Source organism: Saccharopolyspora shandongensis (assembly GCF_900106995.1).
Taxonomy (GTDB): domain Bacteria; phylum Actinomycetota; class Actinomycetes; order Mycobacteriales; family Pseudonocardiaceae; genus Saccharopolyspora; species Saccharopolyspora shandongensis.
The window spans coordinates 255,154-273,285 of record NZ_FNOK01000003.1; the positions used below are offsets into that span (position 1 = coordinate 255,154).

At 70.6% G+C, this 18,132-nt stretch carries 17 protein-coding genes; 3 read left to right on the forward strand and 14 right to left on the reverse strand.

Going from position 1 to position 18,132, the window contains the following annotated elements; genetic code table 11:
- Positions 1 to 6 precede the first annotated feature (6 nt).
- The 8 genes from ileS to ftsZ form a co-directional block, all read right to left on the reverse strand.
- Positions 7 to 3,156, reverse strand: a complete 3,150-nt coding sequence (gene ileS, locus BLW84_RS04485) for an isoleucine--tRNA ligase (protein ID WP_093261561.1) — start codon at positions 3,154 to 3,156, stop codon at positions 7 to 9.
- Between the two features lie 346 nt (positions 3,157 to 3,502).
- Complete coding sequence (locus BLW84_RS04490) at positions 3,503 to 3,925, reverse strand: hypothetical protein (RefSeq protein ID WP_093261563.1); 423 nt, start codon at positions 3,923 to 3,925, stop codon at positions 3,503 to 3,505.
- A gap of 89 nt (positions 3,926 to 4,014) precedes the next feature.
- Positions 4,015 to 4,848, reverse strand: coding sequence for a DivIVA-like cell division protein Wag31 (gene wag31 / locus BLW84_RS04495; protein WP_093261565.1), 834 nt, complete (start codon positions 4,846 to 4,848; stop codon positions 4,015 to 4,017).
- Positions 4,849 to 4,895: 47 nt separating this feature from the next.
- Positions 4,896 to 5,180, reverse strand: coding sequence for a YggT family protein (locus BLW84_RS04500; protein ID WP_093160639.1), 285 nt, complete (start codon positions 5,178 to 5,180; stop codon positions 4,896 to 4,898).
- Between the two features lie 19 nt (positions 5,181 to 5,199).
- Positions 5,200 to 5,832 carry a cell division protein SepF gene (locus BLW84_RS04505; RefSeq protein ID WP_093261740.1) on the reverse strand — a complete coding sequence of 211 codons (633 nt, stop codon included), beginning with the start codon at positions 5,830 to 5,832 and terminating at the stop codon, positions 5,200 to 5,202.
- Between the two features lie 72 nt (positions 5,833 to 5,904).
- Positions 5,905 to 6,639 (reverse strand): YggS family pyridoxal phosphate-dependent enzyme, encoded by a 735-nt coding sequence (locus tag BLW84_RS04510; protein WP_093261567.1) that lies wholly within the window; start codon positions 6,637 to 6,639, stop codon positions 5,905 to 5,907.
- Positions 6,636 to 7,340, reverse strand: coding sequence for a peptidoglycan editing factor PgeF (gene pgeF, locus BLW84_RS04515; RefSeq protein WP_245760923.1), 705 nt, complete (start codon positions 7,338 to 7,340; stop codon positions 6,636 to 6,638). Before pgeF ends, BLW84_RS04510 begins: the two co-directional genes overlap by 4 nt.
- 324 nt (positions 7,341 to 7,664) lie before the next feature.
- Complete coding sequence (gene ftsZ / locus BLW84_RS04520) at positions 7,665 to 9,098, reverse strand: cell division protein FtsZ (RefSeq protein WP_093261571.1); 1,434 nt, start codon at positions 9,096 to 9,098, stop codon at positions 7,665 to 7,667.
- Positions 9,099 to 9,612: 514 nt separating this feature from the next.
- Here ftsZ and BLW84_RS04525 point away from each other — a divergent pair.
- On the forward strand, positions 9,613 to 10,530 hold the full coding sequence (locus tag BLW84_RS04525; protein WP_093261573.1) for an SDR family oxidoreductase: 918 nt from the start codon (positions 9,613 to 9,615) through the stop codon (positions 10,528 to 10,530).
- 11 nt (positions 10,531 to 10,541) lie between these two features.
- On the opposite strand, the gene BLW84_RS04530 is transcribed toward BLW84_RS04525, so the two are convergent.
- From BLW84_RS04530 to BLW84_RS04545, 4 genes are all read right to left on the reverse strand, one after another.
- The gene (locus BLW84_RS04530; protein WP_093261742.1) at positions 10,542 to 11,513 is read right to left on the reverse strand and encodes a helix-turn-helix transcriptional regulator; all 972 of its coding nucleotides are present in this window, start codon (positions 11,511 to 11,513) and stop codon (positions 10,542 to 10,544) included.
- A gap of 98 nt (positions 11,514 to 11,611) precedes the next feature.
- Positions 11,612 to 12,412 (reverse strand): carbohydrate ABC transporter permease, encoded by an 801-nt coding sequence (locus tag BLW84_RS04535; protein WP_093261575.1) that lies wholly within the window; start codon positions 12,410 to 12,412, stop codon positions 11,612 to 11,614.
- A complete protein-coding gene (locus tag BLW84_RS04540; protein ID WP_093261577.1) occupies positions 12,405 to 13,295 on the reverse strand; it encodes a carbohydrate ABC transporter permease in 891 nt (296 codons plus the stop codon). Before BLW84_RS04540 ends, BLW84_RS04535 begins: the two co-directional genes overlap by 8 nt.
- Positions 13,292 to 14,608, reverse strand: a complete 1,317-nt coding sequence (locus tag BLW84_RS04545; protein ID WP_093261744.1) for an ABC transporter substrate-binding protein — start codon at positions 14,606 to 14,608, stop codon at positions 13,292 to 13,294. Before BLW84_RS04545 ends, BLW84_RS04540 begins: the two co-directional genes overlap by 4 nt.
- A gap of 349 nt (positions 14,609 to 14,957) precedes the next feature.
- Between BLW84_RS04545 and BLW84_RS04555 the strand changes: the two genes are divergently transcribed.
- On the forward strand, positions 14,958 to 15,236 hold the full coding sequence (locus tag BLW84_RS04555) for a carboxymuconolactone decarboxylase family protein (protein WP_093261579.1): 279 nt from the start codon (positions 14,958 to 14,960) through the stop codon (positions 15,234 to 15,236).
- Between the two features lie 10 nt (positions 15,237 to 15,246).
- On the opposite strand, the gene BLW84_RS04560 is transcribed toward BLW84_RS04555, so the two are convergent.
- Together BLW84_RS04560 and BLW84_RS04565 are read right to left on the reverse strand one after the other, a co-directional pair.
- Complete coding sequence (locus tag BLW84_RS04560) at positions 15,247 to 16,482, reverse strand: nitric oxide synthase oxygenase (RefSeq protein WP_177226277.1); 1,236 nt, start codon at positions 16,480 to 16,482, stop codon at positions 15,247 to 15,249.
- Positions 16,483 to 16,540: 58 nt separating this feature from the next.
- Positions 16,541 to 17,635 (reverse strand): FAD-dependent oxidoreductase, encoded by a 1,095-nt coding sequence (locus BLW84_RS04565; protein WP_093261581.1) that lies wholly within the window; start codon positions 17,633 to 17,635, stop codon positions 16,541 to 16,543.
- 52 nt (positions 17,636 to 17,687) lie between these two features.
- On the opposite strand from BLW84_RS04565, the gene BLW84_RS04570 reads away from it, so the two are divergent.
- Positions 17,688 to 18,131, forward strand: coding sequence for a MarR family winged helix-turn-helix transcriptional regulator (locus tag BLW84_RS04570; protein ID WP_177226278.1), 444 nt, complete (start codon positions 17,688 to 17,690; stop codon positions 18,129 to 18,131).
- Position 18,132 lies beyond the last annotated feature (1 nt).

An 18,132-nucleotide genomic window follows, 5' to 3' on the forward strand; every position in this document is an offset into this window, starting at 1 on the left:
GCGGGATCAGGCCTTGGTGACGCCGACCTTGATCTCGATGCCCTCGCCGACGGTGCCGGTCAAGCCGTCCGCCACGTCGCCGGACTCGACCGCGTTCGCCAGGGTTTCGGCCGCGATGAACTCGCGGTGCTCGGCGACGGCCGACAGGACCTCGGCCGGGGCCGAGATCGCCACCGCGATCCGGTCGGAGACCTGGAAGTCCGCTTCCTTGCGGGCCTGCTGGACGACGCGGACCACGTCGCGGGCCAGGCCTTCGGCCGCCAGCTCCGGGGTCACCTCGGTGTCCAGCACGACCAGGCCCTTGCCGCCGGGCAGCGCCGAGGCCGCGCCGGGGTCGCTGGAGACCAGGCGCTCGTCGAACTCGCTCGCCTGCAGCTCGATGCCGGCCGCGACCACGGTGCCGCCGGTGCGCTGCCACTCGCCCGACTTCACCGCCTTGATCACCTTCTGCACGTCGCGGCCCAGCCGCGGACCGGCGGCCCGCGCGTTCACCGCGATCTCGAAGCGGCCGTGCGCGGCGACGTCGGTGCTCAGCTCGAGCTCCTTGACGTTGATCTCGTCGCGGATGAGGTCCGCGAACGGCCGCAGCGCCTCCGCGTCCGGGGTGGCGACCACGAGCTTGGCCAGCGGCAACCGCACCCGCAGCTTGTTGGACTTGCGCAGCGCCGACGTGGCCGAGCACACCTGCCGCACCTCGTCCATCGCGGTCACCAGCGCGGCGTCCGCGGGCAGCTCGTCGACCAGCGGCCAGTCCGCCAGGTGCACCGAGCAGCCGCCGGTCAGCCCGCGCCAGACCGCCTCCGCGGTCAGCGGCAGCATCGGCGCCACCACCCGGCAGGTCACCTCCAGCACGGTGTGCAGCGTGTTGATCGCGTCCCGGTCACCCGCCCAGAAGCGGTCGCGGGAACGGCGCACGTACCAGTTGGTCAGCACCTCCAGGAAGTCCCGCACGTCCGAGCAGGCGCCCGCGAGGTCGAAGGAGTCCATTGCGGCCTGCACGTCGCCTACCAGCTCGTGCGTCTTGGCCAGGATGTACCGGTCCAGCACGTGCTTGCTGTCCACCTTGGACTCACCGGAGACGCCCTCGGCGTTGGCGTACAGCGCCAGGAAGTACCAGGAGTTCCACAGCGGCAGCACGGCTTGGCGCACCGCGTCCCGGATACCGCGCTCGGTGACCACCAGGTCGCCGCCGCGCAGGATCGGGCTGGCCATCAGGAACCAGCGCATCGCGTCGGAGCCGTCGCGGTCGAAGACCTCGTTGACGTCCGGGTAGTTGCGCTTGGACTTCGACATCTTCAGGCCGTCGTCGCCCAGCACGATGCCGTGCGCCAGCACGTTGGTGAACGCCGGCCGGTCGAACAGCGCCGTCGCCAGCACGTGCAGCAGGTAGAACCAGCCGCGGGTCTGGCCGTTGTACTCGACGATGAAGTCGCCCGGGTAGTGGTGCTCGAACCACTCCGAGTTCTCGAACGGGTAGTGCACCTGGGCGAACGGCATCGAGCCGGACTCGAACCAGCAGTCCAGCACCTCCGGAACCCGGCGCATCGTCGACTTCCCGGTCGGGTCGTCCGGGTTCGGCCGGGTCAGGTCGTCGATCTCCGGGCGGTGCAGGTTCGCCGGCCGCACCCCGAAGTCGCGCTCCAGCTCGTCCAGCGAGCCGTAGACGTCGGTGCGCGGGTAGGCCGGGTCGTCGGAGACCCACACCGGGATCGGCGAACCCCAGTACCGGTTCCGGGAGATGTTCCAGTCTCGGGCGTTCTCCAGCCACTTGCCGAACTGGCCGTCCTGGATGTGTCCCGGCACCCAGTTGATCTGCCGGTTCAGCTCGACCATCCGGTCCTTGAACTGGCTGACCGCCACGAACCAGGACGACACCGGACGCTGGATGAGCGGGTTGTCGCAGCGCCAGCAGTGCGGGTACGGGTGGTCGTAGGTCTCGTGCCGCAGCAGGAGCCCGGCGTCCTTGAGGTCGCGGATGATCTGCTTGTTGGCGTCGAAGATGTGCTGGCCCTCGTACGGCGGAGCCTCGGCGGTGAACTTGCCGTGGGCGTCGACCGGCACCGCCAGCTCGACATCCGCCGCGTCGGTGACGGACTTGTCGTCCTCACCGAACGGCGCGATGTGCACGATTCCGGTGCCGTCCTCGGTGGTGACGAACTCCCCTGGCAGCACCTGGTGGGCGTTGCGGTTGCCGACGAAGAAGTCGAACGGCGGCGTGTAGCGGACACCGAGCAGGTCGGCCCCCTTGACCCGCTCCACCACGTGCTCGGCCACGTCCTCGCCGAGCTCCCGCGCGTACGCGCCGAGCCGCGCCTCGGCCAGCACGTAGCGCTCGGTGGCGTTGGGCGGCGCGACCAGCACGTAGTCCACATCCGGGTGCACGGCCGCCGCGAAGTTCGACGGCATGGTCCACGGGGTCGTCGTCCACACCAGGGCCAGCGCGCCGTCGAAGGCCTTGCCCGGCGCGTTGAGCCGCAGTCCCACGGTCACCGCCGGGTCCTGCCGCTGGCGGTAGACGTCGTCCATCTTGGTCTCGGTGTTGGACAGCGGCGTCTCGCAGCGCCAGCAGTACCAGAGCACCCGGAAGCCCTCGTAGACCAGACCCTTGTCCCACAGGGTCTTGAAAGCCCACATGACGCTTTCCATGTAGTCCAGGTCGAGCGTCTTGTAGTCGTTGTCGAAGTCCACCCACCGGGCCTGCCGGGTGACGTAGTCCTCCCACTCGGCGGTGTAGCGCAGCACCGACGCCCGGCACGCGTCGTTGAACGCGGCGACGCCCATCTGCTCGATCTCGGACTTCGACGTGATGCCGAGCTGCTTCTCCGCCTCGACCTCGGCGGGCAGCCCGTGGCAGTCCCAGCCGAACCGGCGCTCCACCCGGCGTCCGCGCATGGTCTGGTAGCGCGGCACCACGTCCTTGACGTAGCCGGTCAGCAGGTGCCCGTAGTGCGGCAGCCCGTTGGCGAACGGCGGCCCGTCGTAGAAGACGAACTCGTTGGCGCCGTTGGCGCCGGCCTCGCGGGCCTGCACCGAGGCCCGGAAGGTCTTGTCGTCGGCCCAGAAATCCAGCACCTGGCGCTCGATCTCGGGGAACACGGGCTGGGCTGCCACGCCGCGCTCACCGGCGTCGCCGAACTGAACCTTGGGATAAGCCATCGCGGTTGTGCTCCTCGCGGTGTGTCGTTTCCGCCGCACGGTCACCGGAACCCCGGTGTCCACACGGGGACGACACCTCGCGCGCATGCCCGCACGAGATCCGCGGTACCACCCCGCTTGCCGCCGGACGACGCCGACGACCACTCGTTGCCAGCTGTGACGGGCTGGACCCGTCCGGTTCTACTGAGGTGCCCAGGCCGGGCACCCGTTCTTCCGGAGGCTCCCCGGTGATGGCCGGATCATTGCCTGGTCAGTCCAGGGTACCGGGCGCCCGCCACCGGTTTTCACCGGTGCGCGGTTTCACACCCAGGTACCCAGCGGGACCGACGTTCCAATCGAAACCGCGCTACACGCGGCGGACCTCTGCGGCCAGCGTCGCGTTCGGCGCGCAGCGGGCGCACGGCGTGAAGCCGAGCTCCCAGGCCTCGCGCAGTGGCAGCGCGATCGTCTTCCGATCGCCGATCCACTCGCAGGTGCGCACGTGGTAGCGCGGCCGTTCGTCGAGCACCAGCACCTCGGCGTCCGGATCCGCCGCTTCCGCGGCGTTGCTGCGCTCCTCGCCCGGCTCCCTGCCGTCGACCGGCGCGGGATCCGCCGGCGGCCGCTCACGCGGCCCGGCCCGGCGCCGCCGCCGATCGGCGACCAGCAGAGCCACACCGACGACGCTGATCAGCACCGACAGCCACGCCAGATCCGGTTCGCCGACGGCGACCGCACCGGCCAGAACACCGCCGGCCACCAGGACCAGCAGCAGCACGACCAACAGCACGCGACCTCACGCCCCTCGCCGAACGCCCCCGATGCACGTCGGCGGCAACGGGCGGTTCAGCCCGTCGCCGCCGATGCGAACGAACTAGCTCAGCCGGCTTCGGCTGCGCGCGCCCCGAAGCTGTAGCTGGCCTGCTGACCGGCCGACCGGCCGCCGCTGCTGTCCGCGGGCGCGGCCGAGCCCCGGTCCTGCAGTTCGCGAAGCTGCGACTCCAGGTAGGTCTGCAGTCGAGTGCGGTACTCGCGCTCGAACGTGCGCAGGGTCTCGATCTTCTTCTCGAGGGCGTTCTTCTCCGACGTGATGTTGCCCATCACCTCGGCGTGCTTGCGCTGCGCGTCGCGCTCCAGGCTCGCCGCCTTGTCGCGGGCTTGCCGCTCCAGCGTCTCGGCCCGCGTGCGGGCGTCGTTGAGCATCGTCTCGGCACGGGTCCGGGACTCGTTGACCATGCTGTCGGACTTCGAGCGCGCTTCGGACAGCAGCTGCTCGGACTTCGTCCGCGCCTCGGACAACATGCCGTCGGCCTCGGCCTTGGCCTCACCGGTCAGCCGGTCGGCCATCTCCTGTGCGAGGCCCAGCACCTTGGCGGCCTGCACGTGGTGGTCACCGCCCGGGGACGTCTGCTCGGCGGCGGTCGGCGCCGGGACCGGGGTAAGCCGGCGCGGTTCCTCCGGTGGGGCGGCCGGGGTCGAGGGAACCGACGCGGCCTGGCTGCGCGCGTCGTCCAAGTCGACCTGCGCGGTCTGCAGCTGGGACTCCAGCTGCTCCACCTGGCTGCGCAGGTCGTTGTTCTCCTCCACCAGCCGGGCAAGCTCGGCTTCAACCAGGTCGAGGAATGCGTCTACCTCGTCCTCGTTGTAGCCCCGCTTACCGATCGGAGGTTTGCTGAACGCGACGTTATGCACGTCGGCGGGGGTCAAGCCCACAAGATCACCTCACGCACTCCTCGGCTGCGGGTAGCCCGGGTTCCCCGTCACCCGGGCTGCACCAGTCGCATCAGTATGAACACGACCAGCAGCAGCACCATAATCGATAGGTCCAGTCCGACGCCGCCGATCCGGACCGTCGGAATCACCCGACGCACCAACTTTACGGGTGGGTCGGTCACTGTGTAGATGCTCTCCAACGCGATTGCAACCCCTCCGACCGGCCGCCAATCGCGAGCGAACACTCGAACGAGTTCGATCACGATACGGGCCGTGAGCAGCAGCCAGAAGAAGAACAGAACGTAAAACAGGACGATCTGCACCGGGTTCACGCTTCAACTGTGCCACCACTCACCCGTAGTTGAAAAAGGCACCCTCGGCCAGCCGCCGCTTGTCCTCCGCCGCGACGTCCACGTTCGGCGGTGAGAGCAAGAACACGCGATTGGTGACCTTCTCGATCGAGCCCCGCAACGCGAACGCCAGACCTGCGGCGAAGTCGACCAGGCGCTTGGCGTCGGCCTCCTCCATCTCGGTCAGGTTCATGATCACCGGCGTGCCGTCGCGGTACTGCTCGCCGATCGTGCGGGCCTCGCTGTAGCTGCGCGGGTGCAGCGTTGTGATCTTGCTCAAGTTGAACTGGGTGCCCGTGTCGGTGACCGCCCGCAGCCGCGAGACGGACTCCCGCGGCGGGTCGACCGGTGTCACGCTGCGCACCGGCGGGTCCGGTGTCCACTGCCGCCGGGGCCGTGCTGCGGGCTCGCGGTACTCCTCGACGAAGCTGTCCGCTTCCGCCTCGGCTTCCGCTTGGTAGCCGCCGCGGGTGCCGACCCGGCGGCGCGCGCCGACCCGGTCCGACGGGCCGTCGTAGGCATCGCGATCGGTGTCGGAGTACCGATCGCGGTAGCCGGGCTCGTCGTCGTAGTCGTCCACCTCGTCGGCCGGGACCATGCCGAAGTAGGCCTTCAACTTGTGCAAAGCGCTCATCGGCATGCCCTTCCTCTGCGACTCCTTAGCACCGAGCACGAGGCGGCCGGCCCTCGACCCCCCTGTTCACGGCTACGGCGAGGTTAACCGCCGCCCACCTAGCAGCGCGGTTCCGACACGCACCCGGGTCGAGCCGTGGGCAACCGCACTTTCCAGGTCGCCGGACATCCCCGCCGACACTTCGCCAGCTTCGGGGTGATCACGGCGCAAGCGCTCGGAGATCTCGGAAAGTGTGGCAAAAGCCACATCGGGTTCGCCACCCAACGGAGCGACGGCCATCACACCCCGCAGCCTAAGATCACTCGTACGCGTGATCTTATCGGCCAGCGCCGACACGTCCTCCGGACGGCAGCCGCCGCGCCCGGTCGACTCGTCCAGGCTCACCTGCACGAGGACGTCCAGCGGCCGCTCCCGCTCCCCCACTTCCAGGGCGTTCGCGGTGGCCCGGCCCAGCGCCTCGACGAGCCGCTCGCTGTCCACCGACTCGACCACGTCGGCCCAGCGGGCCACGGACCGGGCCTTGTTCCGCTGCAGCTGCCCGACCATGTGCCAGCGCGCCTCCGCCGCCGGCCGCAGCGCGGTGAACTCGGCGACCTTCCCGCGCGCCTCCTGCTCCCGGTTCTCGGCGAACTCGGTCAGCCCGAGATCGGCCAGCAGCGCCACGTCCGATGCCGGGAAGGTCTTGGTCACCGCGAGCAGCTCGACCTCGTCGGGCTCGCGCCCCGCCGCGCGGCAGGCGCGGTCGACCCGGTCGCGGACCTCCCGCAGCGACTCGGCCAGCTCGGCCCGCCGCAACTCCTCGCTCACTCGGTCTCCTCCGGCTCGGCCCAGATCACCGCGGCGAAGCGGCCGGTGCGGCCGTTGTCGCGGCGATGGCTGTAGAGCTCCGGGGATTCCATGGTGCAGCGCGGATCGACGCCGATCTTGGCGATCCCGGCCGCGGCCAACTGCTCCCAAAGCCCCGCGCGGAGGTCGAGCCCGGCGGTGCCCTTGCGGGTCTTGCACGCGCTCCCCGGCAGGTGCTTCTCGACGTCGGCCTGCATCTCGGCGGGTACCTCGTAGCACTCGCCGCAGGCCGCCGGGCCGAGCAGCGCCTCGATGCGGTCCAGCCGGGCGCCCGCCTCCTGCATCGCCTTCAGCGCTGCGACGAGCACTCCCACGCGCGCGCCGACCCGGCCGGCGTGCACCGCCGAGACCACGCCGGTCTCCGGGTCGCCGAGCAGCACCGGCACGCAGTCCGCGGTGAGCGCGATCAGCGCCAGCTTCGGTTCGGCGGTCACCAGCGCGTCGGTCGCCTCCACCGGCGCCGGCTGCGGCCCGTCGACGATGGTCGCGGTGCGCCCGTGGATCTGCTCCATCCACACCAGACGGTCCTCGGGCAGGCCGATGCCGTCGGCCAGCTTGCGCTGGTTCGCAGCCAGGGCCGCGGGATCGTCGCCGACCCGGCCGCCCAGGTTGAAGGAGTCGAAGGGCGGCCGGGAACTCCCGCCCTCCCGCGTGGTGATCACGCGCCGAATCCGCACTGCTGCTCAGCCTCCCGAACACAAGTCGACACCGGAAACGCGGTGTTTCCGGTGTCGATTCTCGCTCATGCGCCGTTGCCTGAGGGGTACGACCTAGTAAGCCGCGCAGTTGCCGCAGGCAAGCGGCGAAGCCGCTTCCAACTACGTATGCAAGGTGACCACCCGCGGGTTCTCAGATGTTCTCTCGGGAGGACAGCCCCGACGTGGTGTATTGGACATACATGAGTCGGGGATCCCGGACCGAGAGGGCGTCTGAGGTTCCGCTAGGCGACCACCTTCGCAAAATGACCACCGCACCCTCTTTGCGCTTCAGCGACGCATGAAGGGCGGTATGTCGACGTCGTCGTCGGTGTCGTCGGCGACCGGGATGCCGCGGTTGGACAGCGCACCGGGCCGGCTCGTCGCGGACGTGCCGCTGTGCGTCGGGTAGCCGCCGGTGGCGCGACCGGGCACCGAGAGGCTCTGCTGCCCGGTCGAGGAGCCGTCGCTGCCGAACAGCCCGGCCCGCTGGCCGAGGTTCGGCCGCTGCGGCGGTTCCGGCGCGGGCTCCGGCTGGGCCGGAACCGGCTGGGCCGCCGGCTGTTCCGCCTGCGGCGCGGGCTGCGGCGGAGTCGGCTGCACCGGCGGCGCGGGCTGCGGCGCCGGGGTCGACTGCTGCTGCACCGGCGGCGCGGGCGGCTGCGGCGCGGGCTCGCTCGCCACCGGCTGCGGCGCGGGCTTCTCCACGACCGGAGCGGGCTCCGGCTCCTCGATGCGCGCGCCGACCTTCGTCGGTTCGAGCTTCTTGTGGGTGGGCGTGCCTGCGTCGAACCCGGCCGCGATCACGGTCACCCGCACCTCGTCGCCGAGCGAGTCGTCGATGACCGTACCGAAGATGATGTTGGCCTCGGGGTGCGCGGATTCCTGCACCAGCGATGCCGACTCGTTGATCTCGAACAGGCCGAGGTCGGAACCGCCCGCTATCGCCAGCAGCACGCCGTGCGCGCCCTCCATGGACGCCTCCAGCAGCGGCGAGTTGATCGCCTTCTGCGCGGCCTGCACCGCCCGGCCCTCGCCGCGCGCCGAGCCGATGCCCATCAGCGCGCTGCCCGCGCCGGACATGACGCTCTTGACGTCGGCGAAGTCGAGGTTGATCAGACCCGGGGTGGTGATCAGGTCGGTGATGCCCTGGACACCGGAGAGCAGCACCTCGTCAGCGGACCGGAAGGCGTCCATCAGGCTCACGCCGATGTCGCCCAGCTGCAGCAGCCGGTCGTTCGGGATGACGATGAGCGTGTCGCAGCACTCGCGCAGCTCCTTGATGCCCTGTTCGGCCTGGGCCGCGCGGCGCTTGCCCTCGAAGGAGAACGGCCGGGTGACCACGCCGATGGTGAGCGCGCCGAGCTTGCGCGCGATCGAGGCCACGACAGGCGCGCCGCCGGTGCCGGTGCCGCCACCCTCGCCGGCGGTCACGAACACCATGTCGGCGCCCTTGAGGACCTCTTCGATCTCTTCCTTGTGGTCTTCGGCGGCCTTGTGACCGACCTCCGGGGCCGCACCGGCCCCGAGGCCGCGGGTCAGCTCGCGGCCGATGTCGAGCTTGACGTCGGCATCCGACATCAGCAGGGCCTGCGCGTCGGTGTTCACCGCGATGAACTCGACACCTTTGAGCCCGACCTCGATCATGCGGTTCACGGCGTTGACGCCGCCGCCGCCGATGCCGACGACCTTGATCACCGCGAGATAGTTGTGCGGGGGCGTCATCGGATCCGCCTTCCTGATCGTGGCTCTGTGCTCTCTGGGTCGACCGTCGGGACGACCGCGGTACCGGTCGTCGTCGACGCGGGTTCCCCCCGGTCGCCGTCGGTGCGGGATGCGAGCTTCGGCCGTTCCCGTGCCCGGTCCGGACGGTAGGCACCAACCGCCTCCGCGTCCAGCAGCCACGCCGGGAGTTTCAGCAGGTGTGTTGTGCCGCGCACCTCGTCGCTTCCGTCCCGACCGCTTTCACCGCCGCCCAGCGGGTCCGTCCGCCGCAGCGAGCCCAGTCTTGTTCCTCCCCTTGGTGGCGACCACGTCGCGGACGTGATCACCACCAATACCGTACCCCGAGTACCGCTCACCCGGTCGAGGCAGGCAGAAGAGCCGGTGCGTGAACTCCTTTCGCGTGGCGGAGCCGCGACGAGCGATCCGGAACGCGTCGGGGAATCCTGACCGCAGGTGTCCGGATTCGCTGGCAGGTTCGCTTCCGAACCGTTCCGGAAGAGGAGGAATCCCAGACATGAGTGGACAACTGCACGGCAAGGTCGCGCTGGTCGCCGGGGCGACCCGCGGTGCGGGCCGCGGCATCGCGGTGGAGCTGGGGGCGGCCGGCGCGACGGTCTACGGGACCGGGCGCAGCACCCGGGCGCAGCGCTCGGACTACGACCGGCCGGAGACCATTGAGGACACTGCCGAGCTGGTGACCCGGGCCGGCGGCAACGGCATCGCGGTCCAGGTCGACCACACCGACCCGGAACAGGTCCGCGAGCTGGTCCGGCGGATCGAAGCGGAGCAGGGCCGGCTGGACATCCTGATCAACGACCTCGGCGGCGAGAACCTGATGGACTGGCACAAGCCGATCTGGGAGCAGGACCTGGCCAAGGGCCTGCAGCGGCTGCGGGTCGGCATCGAGGCGCACATGATCACCAGCCACTTCGCGCTGGCGCTGCTGAGCAAGCGCCCGGGCGGGCTGGTCGTGGAGCTCACCGACGGCACCGCGGAGGTGCACGAGCAGTACTACCGCAGCGAGGGCGGCGCGTTCTTCGACATCGTCAAGGTCGCGGCGCACCGCCTCGCCCGGGCGCAGGGCGAGGAACTGGAGAAGCACGGCGGCACGGCGGTTTCGCTGACGCCGGGCTGGTTGCGGTCGGAGATGATGCTCGAACTCTTCGGCGTGACCGAGGAGAACTGGCGGGAGTCCGCGACGGCGCCGGAGGGTTTCGGCATCTCCGAGTCGCCGCAGTTCGTCGGCCGCGCGGTGGTCGCGCTGGCGACGGACCCGGAGGTGGCCCGCTGGAACAAGGAGTCGCTGTCCAGCGGCCAGCTGGCGAAGGCCTACGGCTTCACGGACGCGGACGGCTCCCAGCCGGACGCCTGGCGCTACGTCCTCGAGGTCGAATGGCCCGGCAACCCCGGCAGCCCGGACGACTACCGCTGACCGCCTGAGCGTCAGCCGAATTCGTAGAGGGCGGCGAAGCGGGTGGCCGCTTCGGCCAGGCGGGTGCGGAGGTCCGGTGGGGTCAGGACCTCCGCTTCCGGGCCCAGCGAGAGGATCTGGTCGTAGGCCACGTCCAGGGATTCCACCGGGAACGTGGTGGTCACCCAGCCTCGCGCGTCGGGTTCGCCGGCGGCCGCTTCCGCTTCGCGCGCCGCGGCGCCGTCGGTCGTCGCGTGCAACTTCCGCAGGCCCGCCGGGCTGATCCGGATCCCGACGCGTTCGGTCAGCAGGGAGCGGGAGAACTCGTCGGCCTTCTCCTCCCAGAAGGCCGGGAGGTCGAAGGTCTCGTCGCGGGCGAACTCGTCGTCACCGACCTCCACCTCGCGAAAGCGGTCGACCCGGTAGGTCAGGAACCGCGGGCCGCTGCGGGCCGCCAGGTACCAGACGCCCGCCTTGAGCACGAGCCCGTACGGCTCCAGCTCGCGCCGCACCTCCTCGTCGCCGCGCCGGTACCGGGCGACGATCTTGCGGTCGCGCCACACCGCCCGGCTCAGTTCCGGCAGCACAGCCGGGGTTTCGGCCTCGCGGAACCAGCGGGGCGCGTCGAGGTGGAAGCGCTGCCCCACCCGTTGCGGCGCATCGCGGAACGGCGGCGCCAGCGCGGCCGACGCCTTCAGCCGCGCGGCGACGACGGCTTCGCCGAGGCCCATGTCGCTCGCCGGCCCCGGCACGCCGGCGAGGAACAGCGCCTCCGCTTCCGCCTGGTGGAGCCCGTTGAGCTTCGCCCGGTAGCCGCCGAGCAGCCGGTATCCGCCGGCCCGCCCGCGCTCGGCGTACACCGGCACCCCGGCCGCCGCCAGCGCGAGCACGTCGCGGGCCACCGTCCGCTCGGAGACCTCCAGCTCGCGGGCGAGTTCCGGCCCGGTCATGACCTCCCGCACCTGCAACAAGCACAGCAACGACACCAACCGCGAAGCCCGCACTCCGGGCAAACTACGCCACCGCACCGACAGCCCGCCGCGCGATCCGCGCGACTCGTGATCCGCTTGGCCTCATCTGCTTCGCGCGAAACCGCCGCCGGTCAGCGGAGGCCGGAGGTCTTGAGGGAGGCGACCAGCCACCGCTGGCCGAAGAGGAAGACCAGGATCGTCGGCAGCGCCGCGAGCATCGCCGCCGCCAGCACGTAGTGCTGCTTCGAGGCGTACTGGCCTTGCAGGGACGCGATCCCGACCTGGACCACCCGCAGCGACTCGTCCTGCGCCACCGCCAGCGGCCACAGGAACGAGTTCCAGTTGGCCAGGAAGAACAGCACCGCCAGTGCCGCCAGCATCGGGCGGCTCAGCGGCAGGACGACGTGCCAGTAGATCCGCCAGTGGCCGCAGCCGTCGAGGTGCGCCGCCTCCTCCAGTTCCCGCGGCACCCCGAGGTAGAACTGGCGGAGCAGGAAGATGCCGAAGGCGTTGAACAGGCCCGGCACGATCAGGCCCGCGTAGGTGTCGACCATGCCCAGCCCGCGGACCACGATGAACAGCGGCACCAGGATCACCGGCAGCGAGATCAGCAGCGTCGCGACCACCGAGGCGAACGCGAATCCCCTGCCCCGGAAGGACAACCGGGCCAGCGCGTAGGCCGCCATCGAGTGCAGGAACAGCGCGATCACGGTGACCGTGACGGCCACGAACGCGCTGTTCGCGAGGTAGCGCAGGAACGGCACCTCGGTGAGCACGTAGGCCACATTGGACAGTGTCAGCTCTCGGGGCCAGCCGAGGTCGTACAGCTGCGATTCCGGGCGGAAGGCGCTGAGCAGCAACCAGAGCAGCGGCGCGACGGTCACCAGCGCGACCAGGTAGGCGAGCACCGCCCTGCCGGAGGTCCTACGCATCGAAACGACCTCCCCTCGTCAGGGCGAACATGGCGCCGGTGACCGCGCCGAGGGCCAGCACCAGCAGCGCGCAGATCGCCGCCGCGTAGCCGAACCTGCCGAACTGGAAGGCCTGCTGGTAGGCGTAGTAGACGACGGTCGTGGTGGCGTTGGCCGGGCCGCCGGAGGTGGTGACGAAGACCAGGTCGAACACCTGCATCCCGGTGACCGCGTTGATCGTCGAGGTGACCAGTACGAAGAAGCTCGTCGGGCGCAGCATCGGCCAGGTCACGTGGCGGAACCGCTGCCACGGGCCGCTGCCGTCGATGACGGCCGCGTCGTACAGCTCGCGCGGGATGTCCTGCAGGCCGCCGAGGAAGATGAGCATCTGATAGCCCATCAGGAACCACACGCTGATCAGCACCAGGGTGATCAGTGCCAGCTTCGGGTCGCCGAGCCAGGAAACGCCGTCCAGGCCGGTCAGCCGGCTGACCGCGCCGGTCTTGTCGGCGAGCAGGAACTGCCACAGCAGACCGATGACGACGAGGCTCACCGCGTTCGGCAGGAACAGCGCGGCGCGCACCATCCCGACGCCCGGGAAATGGTCCTTGACCAGCAGCGCGAGCCCGAGCGCGGCGGCGAACGCCAGCGGCACGAACAGCACCGCGTAGGTGGCGGTGATGCCGAAGCTGCGCCACAGCAGGCCGTCGCCGGCCATCAGCCGGAAGTTGTCCAGCCCGGCCCAGGAGACGTTGCCGAAGCCGTCGACGTCGAACAGGCCCACCACCAGCGCCAGGGCCGTGGGGATCACGACGAACAGCAGCAACCCGATCCCGTCCGGGGCGAGGAAGGCGAACGCCGCGGCGGCGTCGGATCTGCGGTCTCCGCTTCGTCGGGTGCTCAATGGATCGGCGCTCCGTCGTAGGTGGACAGGAACGTGTCGATCTGCTCGGCCGCGGCACCGGCGGCCGCGACCGGATCGGCGCCGTCGAGGTGGCAGGCCTGCAGCGCGTCGGAGATCGCCCGGTAGACCTCCGGCGGATACCTCGGCTCGGGACGGGCCTCGGCCATCACCTGCTCGGCGAACACCTTCATCGGGCCGTGGTCGAACGCGCCGTGCTCCTCGGCGGCGCGCTGCACCGAGTAGCGGGGCGGCAGGTTCGTCTTGGCGACGGTGTTCCACAGCCGCATCCGCTCGATGCACGCCGGATCGGCGGAACCCAGCGCCCACACCACGAACTCGGCGGCGGCCTCCGGGTTGGCGCCCTTGGCGTTGGCGACCAGCGCCCAGCTGCCCAGCGACGTGGTGTAGGTGCCGCCGGGCGGGGCGGGCATGGGCGCGACGCCGTAGCGGAAATCCGGTGCCTGCTCGGCGATTTCGGCGATGCCCCAGATCCCGAGCTGCTGCATCGCGCAGTACCCGTCGGCGATGTTGGAGATCGTGTCGTTGGCGCCCGAGCCCCGCACCCGGCGCGGCGCGACGCCGGCCCGCACGGTGTCCTGCCAGAACCGCAGGGCCGCGTGCACGCCCGGGCCGTCGAAGGCGGACCGGCTCTGGTCGGGCGCGAACACCTCGCCGCCGGCCATCCACATCGTCTGGTACCAGGTGAAGTTCTGGTAGTAGCCGGGATTCGTCTCGAACATCATCCCGAAGCGGTCGGGCGTGGTCAGCCGCTCCGCCACCGCGATCAGGTCGTCCCAGGTGCGCGGCAGGTCGCCCTCCGAGAGCCCGGCCTGCTCGAAGGCCGCCTCGCCGTAGTAGAGCGCGAGCGGCTCGATCTCCATCGGCAGGCCGTAGACCCGGTCGTCGACCAGCCGGGTCTGCAGGACCTGCGGCAGGAAGTCGGCCCGCACCTCGGGATCCAGGTGCGGCGTGAGGTCGGCGAGCACGCCGCCGTTGTAGTAGCGCAGGAAGTCGCCGGGGCTGAGCATGAAGACGTCCGGCCCGGCGCCCGCGCTGAACGAGGTCTGCAGCGTCGGCCCGGAGGTGTAGTCCTTGGTCGGCACGTAGCGCAGCCGGACCTTGACGTCGTGGGTGGCGTTCCACTCGGCGGCCAGCCGCACGACCCAGTCGCTGCGCGCCTTCGGCTCGCCGCCGGGCCCCAGGAAGTTCCAGAAGGTGATCTCCTGGGGATTTCTCGCCGGGGCGCAGCCGACCAGAGCGGGAGCGGCGAGAGCGGCGGCTCCGACGCCGCGCAGGAACCCGCGGCGGCTCACGTTCCCCTCCGAACACGCCACGCCGATCACCCCCAGTAAGCATCGGTGTCGCGGTAAACGATTGCTGACGACGCTATTGATCATCCTCCGGGTGAGTCAATGCTCCATTCGTGGCTGCCAGTGTTCGCCATTCACGGCACAGTTGGAGCAGGGTGGACGGACCGTTCGCCCCGATGGACGAGGCGGACGGGCCGTTCGCCCCACACCCGAAACGGCTTGCGCGGCAACGGGAAGCGCTCGCGGTCAGGACAGTTCGTCGGCCCATCGCCGGGACCACTCGACCATCGGCCCCATCGCTTCGACCAGTTCTTCGCCGAGCCGGGTGAGGCGGTAGCCACCTTCGACCACGGTGGGGCTGAGCGCCGAACAGCTCGCGGACACCACCGAGCCCCGGCCCAGTGCCGAGACCTGGAGCGAAGCGGATCTCGCGCTGCTCGCGGCCGTCGACCAACTCGACGCAACCGCGAGCCTGGACGATGCGATGTGGGCGCGGCTGCGCGACCGGTACAGCGACCCTCAGCTGGTGGAGCTGGTAGTCCTGATCGGCTGGTACCGGACGATCGGCTACCTGTGCAACGCCCTCGACCTGGAACCCGAGTCCTGGGCAACGCCCTGGCCCGGCGGCTGATCCTCAGCCCCTACCGCGGTCCCGGCGCGAAGCGGGGTGGGCCGCCTTCGAGGGCTCGGCGGGTCGCGTCGTCGTCGAGGAGGAAGTCCGGACGCTGCGGGTCCTCGTCGTAGTAGCGGTGGAAGACCGGGGTCTGCGAGCCCGACATCGGCGGCACGATCCAGGACCAGTCCACCGGGCACTTGCGGCCCGCCGCCTCCTCCTTGGCCAGGTGCGTCAGGAAGCGCTTCGACTCGGTGTGGTGGTCGGTGATGGTCACCCCGGCCTGCTGGTAGGAGTGCAGCACCGCGCGGTTGAGCTCCACCAGCGCGCGATCCCGCCACAGCGTGTCCTCGCGCGAGGTGTCCAGCCCGAGCTTCTCGGCCACCACCGGGACGAGGTCGTAGCGGTCGGTGTCGCCGAAGTTCCGGGCGCCGATCTCGGTGCCCATGTACCAGCCGTTGAACGGCGCCGCCGGGTACGACACCCCGCCGATGCGCAGCCGCATGTTGCTGATCACCGGGACGGCGTGCCAGCGCAGCCCGAGCTCGGCGAACCAGGGCAGCTCCGGGTGGCTCAGCGGAACCTCCTTGACCAGCTCCGCGGGCAGGGCGAACATGTGCGGCCCCTCCTCGGCCGTCTCCACCACCAGCGGCAGCACGTCGAAGGCGGAGCGCTGCGCCGGCGGGCGCCAGCCGAAGCCGATCAGCGCGTCGGTGAAGCGCACGTACCGCGGATCGCCCAGCACCGAGCCGTCCTGGCGCCGGTAGCCGGCGTAGCGGATCAGCTGCTCGTTCCAGATCCGCGGCGCCGGGCGCTGCGGGATCTCCGGCGGGAACACGCTGATCACCGGGCGGATCTTGCCGTTGTTGGTAGCCATCCGCAGGTGCTGCACGCAGTGCGCCGCGACGGCGGAGACGTTGTGCACGTCGCGCAGGTCCCGCACCTTCAGGCTCCGCCAGTACAGCCGCCCGATGCAGCGGGCGTTGTTGCGCCACGCCACCTGCGCGCCGAAGGTCAGCTCCTGCGGCGTGTGCCGGTAGCTGCCGACGGTCTCGACCTCGTACCGCATCCGGTCCAGCCGCTGCTGCAGCGACCCGGAATCCCGGTTCTCGGCGTGGAAGAGCCGCAGGAACTCCTCGGCCTCGGCGATGTCCACCGGCGGCGCGGGGCGGGCCGGCACCGCGCGAACCGAGTGCAGCCGCCTGGTCCGCTGAGCCTGTCCCGAGAAGACCGACTCCGGTGCGTCGCCACTAACCCTGAACACGACCACACGTTAGCGTGACGAAGACGATCTTGAGCAGCGTCCCGCACACCCGGCGCGATCAGGCACCGCGCAGCGACTGCGCCACGGCGGCGAAGCCGTAGTCGAGCATCTCCGCCTCGTACTCGCGGACCGCGTCGAGCAGGGGTCCGCGGCACTCTACGATGCGGCTGCAGAGCAGGGCCGCGTCGCGCATCGCGACGGCCGCGCTGTTCCCGGTCGGGACCATGGTGTGGATGGCGTCGCCCATCACCGTGACCGGGACGGTCCGCCAGGGTGGCACGGGTTCCGCGGTCCGGACCGTCGTCGAGTGCACGCTCTGCGGATCGCCGAGCCGGACGAGCTCGCCGAGCGCGGCGGGCCAGTCCTCGATCAGTTCGGCCGCCGCCTCCTGCAGCCCGGGCCCGTCCGCGGCGGACTCCGCGACCGGCCGGAGCGAGCCGGGGACACCGACGACCCACATCAGATAGTCCTCGACGCCGGTACCGGTGCGGGATTCGAAGGCGGCCAACGGCATGTACCGGCCGTCCGGCCCGTTCACGATGGAGAACCCGTCCAGCGCGGCGGCAGGCGCCAGCGCCCGCACCCGCGGGGTCAACGGCGTCTTCCCGTAGATCAGGAACTGGCCGGTCTCGACGACCTCGGCGCCGGGCAGCAGCTGGACCCGGATCCGGGAGTGCGTTCCGTCCGCGGCCACCAGCAGGTCCGCGTCGGCGACCTCGCCGCCGGCGAAGAACACCCGCACCCGCCCGTCGTCGAGCAGTTCGTAGCGCTCGAACGGCGAGCCGTGGCGCACGTCCAGGCCGGTCAGGAGGATCCGGCGGAGGGTGACCCGGTCGACCACCAGGTGCTGCCCCGCGGAATCGTCGGAGTCCGGCGGAACCTCCAGGCGGTGGACGACCTGCAGCTGCGGGTCGAGGAAGGACACCCCCGACCCGAGCACGCCCGAAGTCGCCACCGCCCGCTCGTAGAGCTCGGGCGGCAGGCAAGCGCGCAAGGCGAGATCGCCCTCCTGCCCGACGTGGATGCGGTAGCCCTGGCTGCGCTGGTCGACGGCGGCTTCCCGCTCGTAGACCGCGACGCGCAAGCCGGCTCGGACCAGACCCTGAGCGAGCAGGGGCCCCGCGAGGCCCGCTCCTACGACGATGATGTCCACCGAACAGAGATTATCTGAATTCAGATGATCTGTCATCGGGCATAATGCGCACGTGGACAAGCCCGGCGAACATCTCGAGCTGCTGATCGGCGGCGACCTGTACCTGGCCCACCGCTACGCCCGCGCCGCGACCAACCGCGCCCTGCGCGCGCACCGGCTCGACCTGCGCCACTTCGCGGTGCTCGGCCACCTCGCCGAGGCGGGCCCGACCCCGCAGAGCGCACTGGTGGGCCACCTGCAGATGGACAAGTCCTCGATGGTCTACGTGCTCGACGAGCTGGAGCGGCAGGACCTGGTCAACCGCCGCAAGGACGAGCACGACCGCCGCCGGTACGCCGTCCACCTCACCGACGAAGGCCGCGCCCGCCTGGCCGAAGTCACCCGGATTGCGGCGCAGACGATGAGCGAACTGCTGGCGCCCCTGTCCGAATCCGACCAACACCGCCTGCACACCCTGCTGACCCGCTTCATCGACCACGCAGCCAACGAAACCTGAA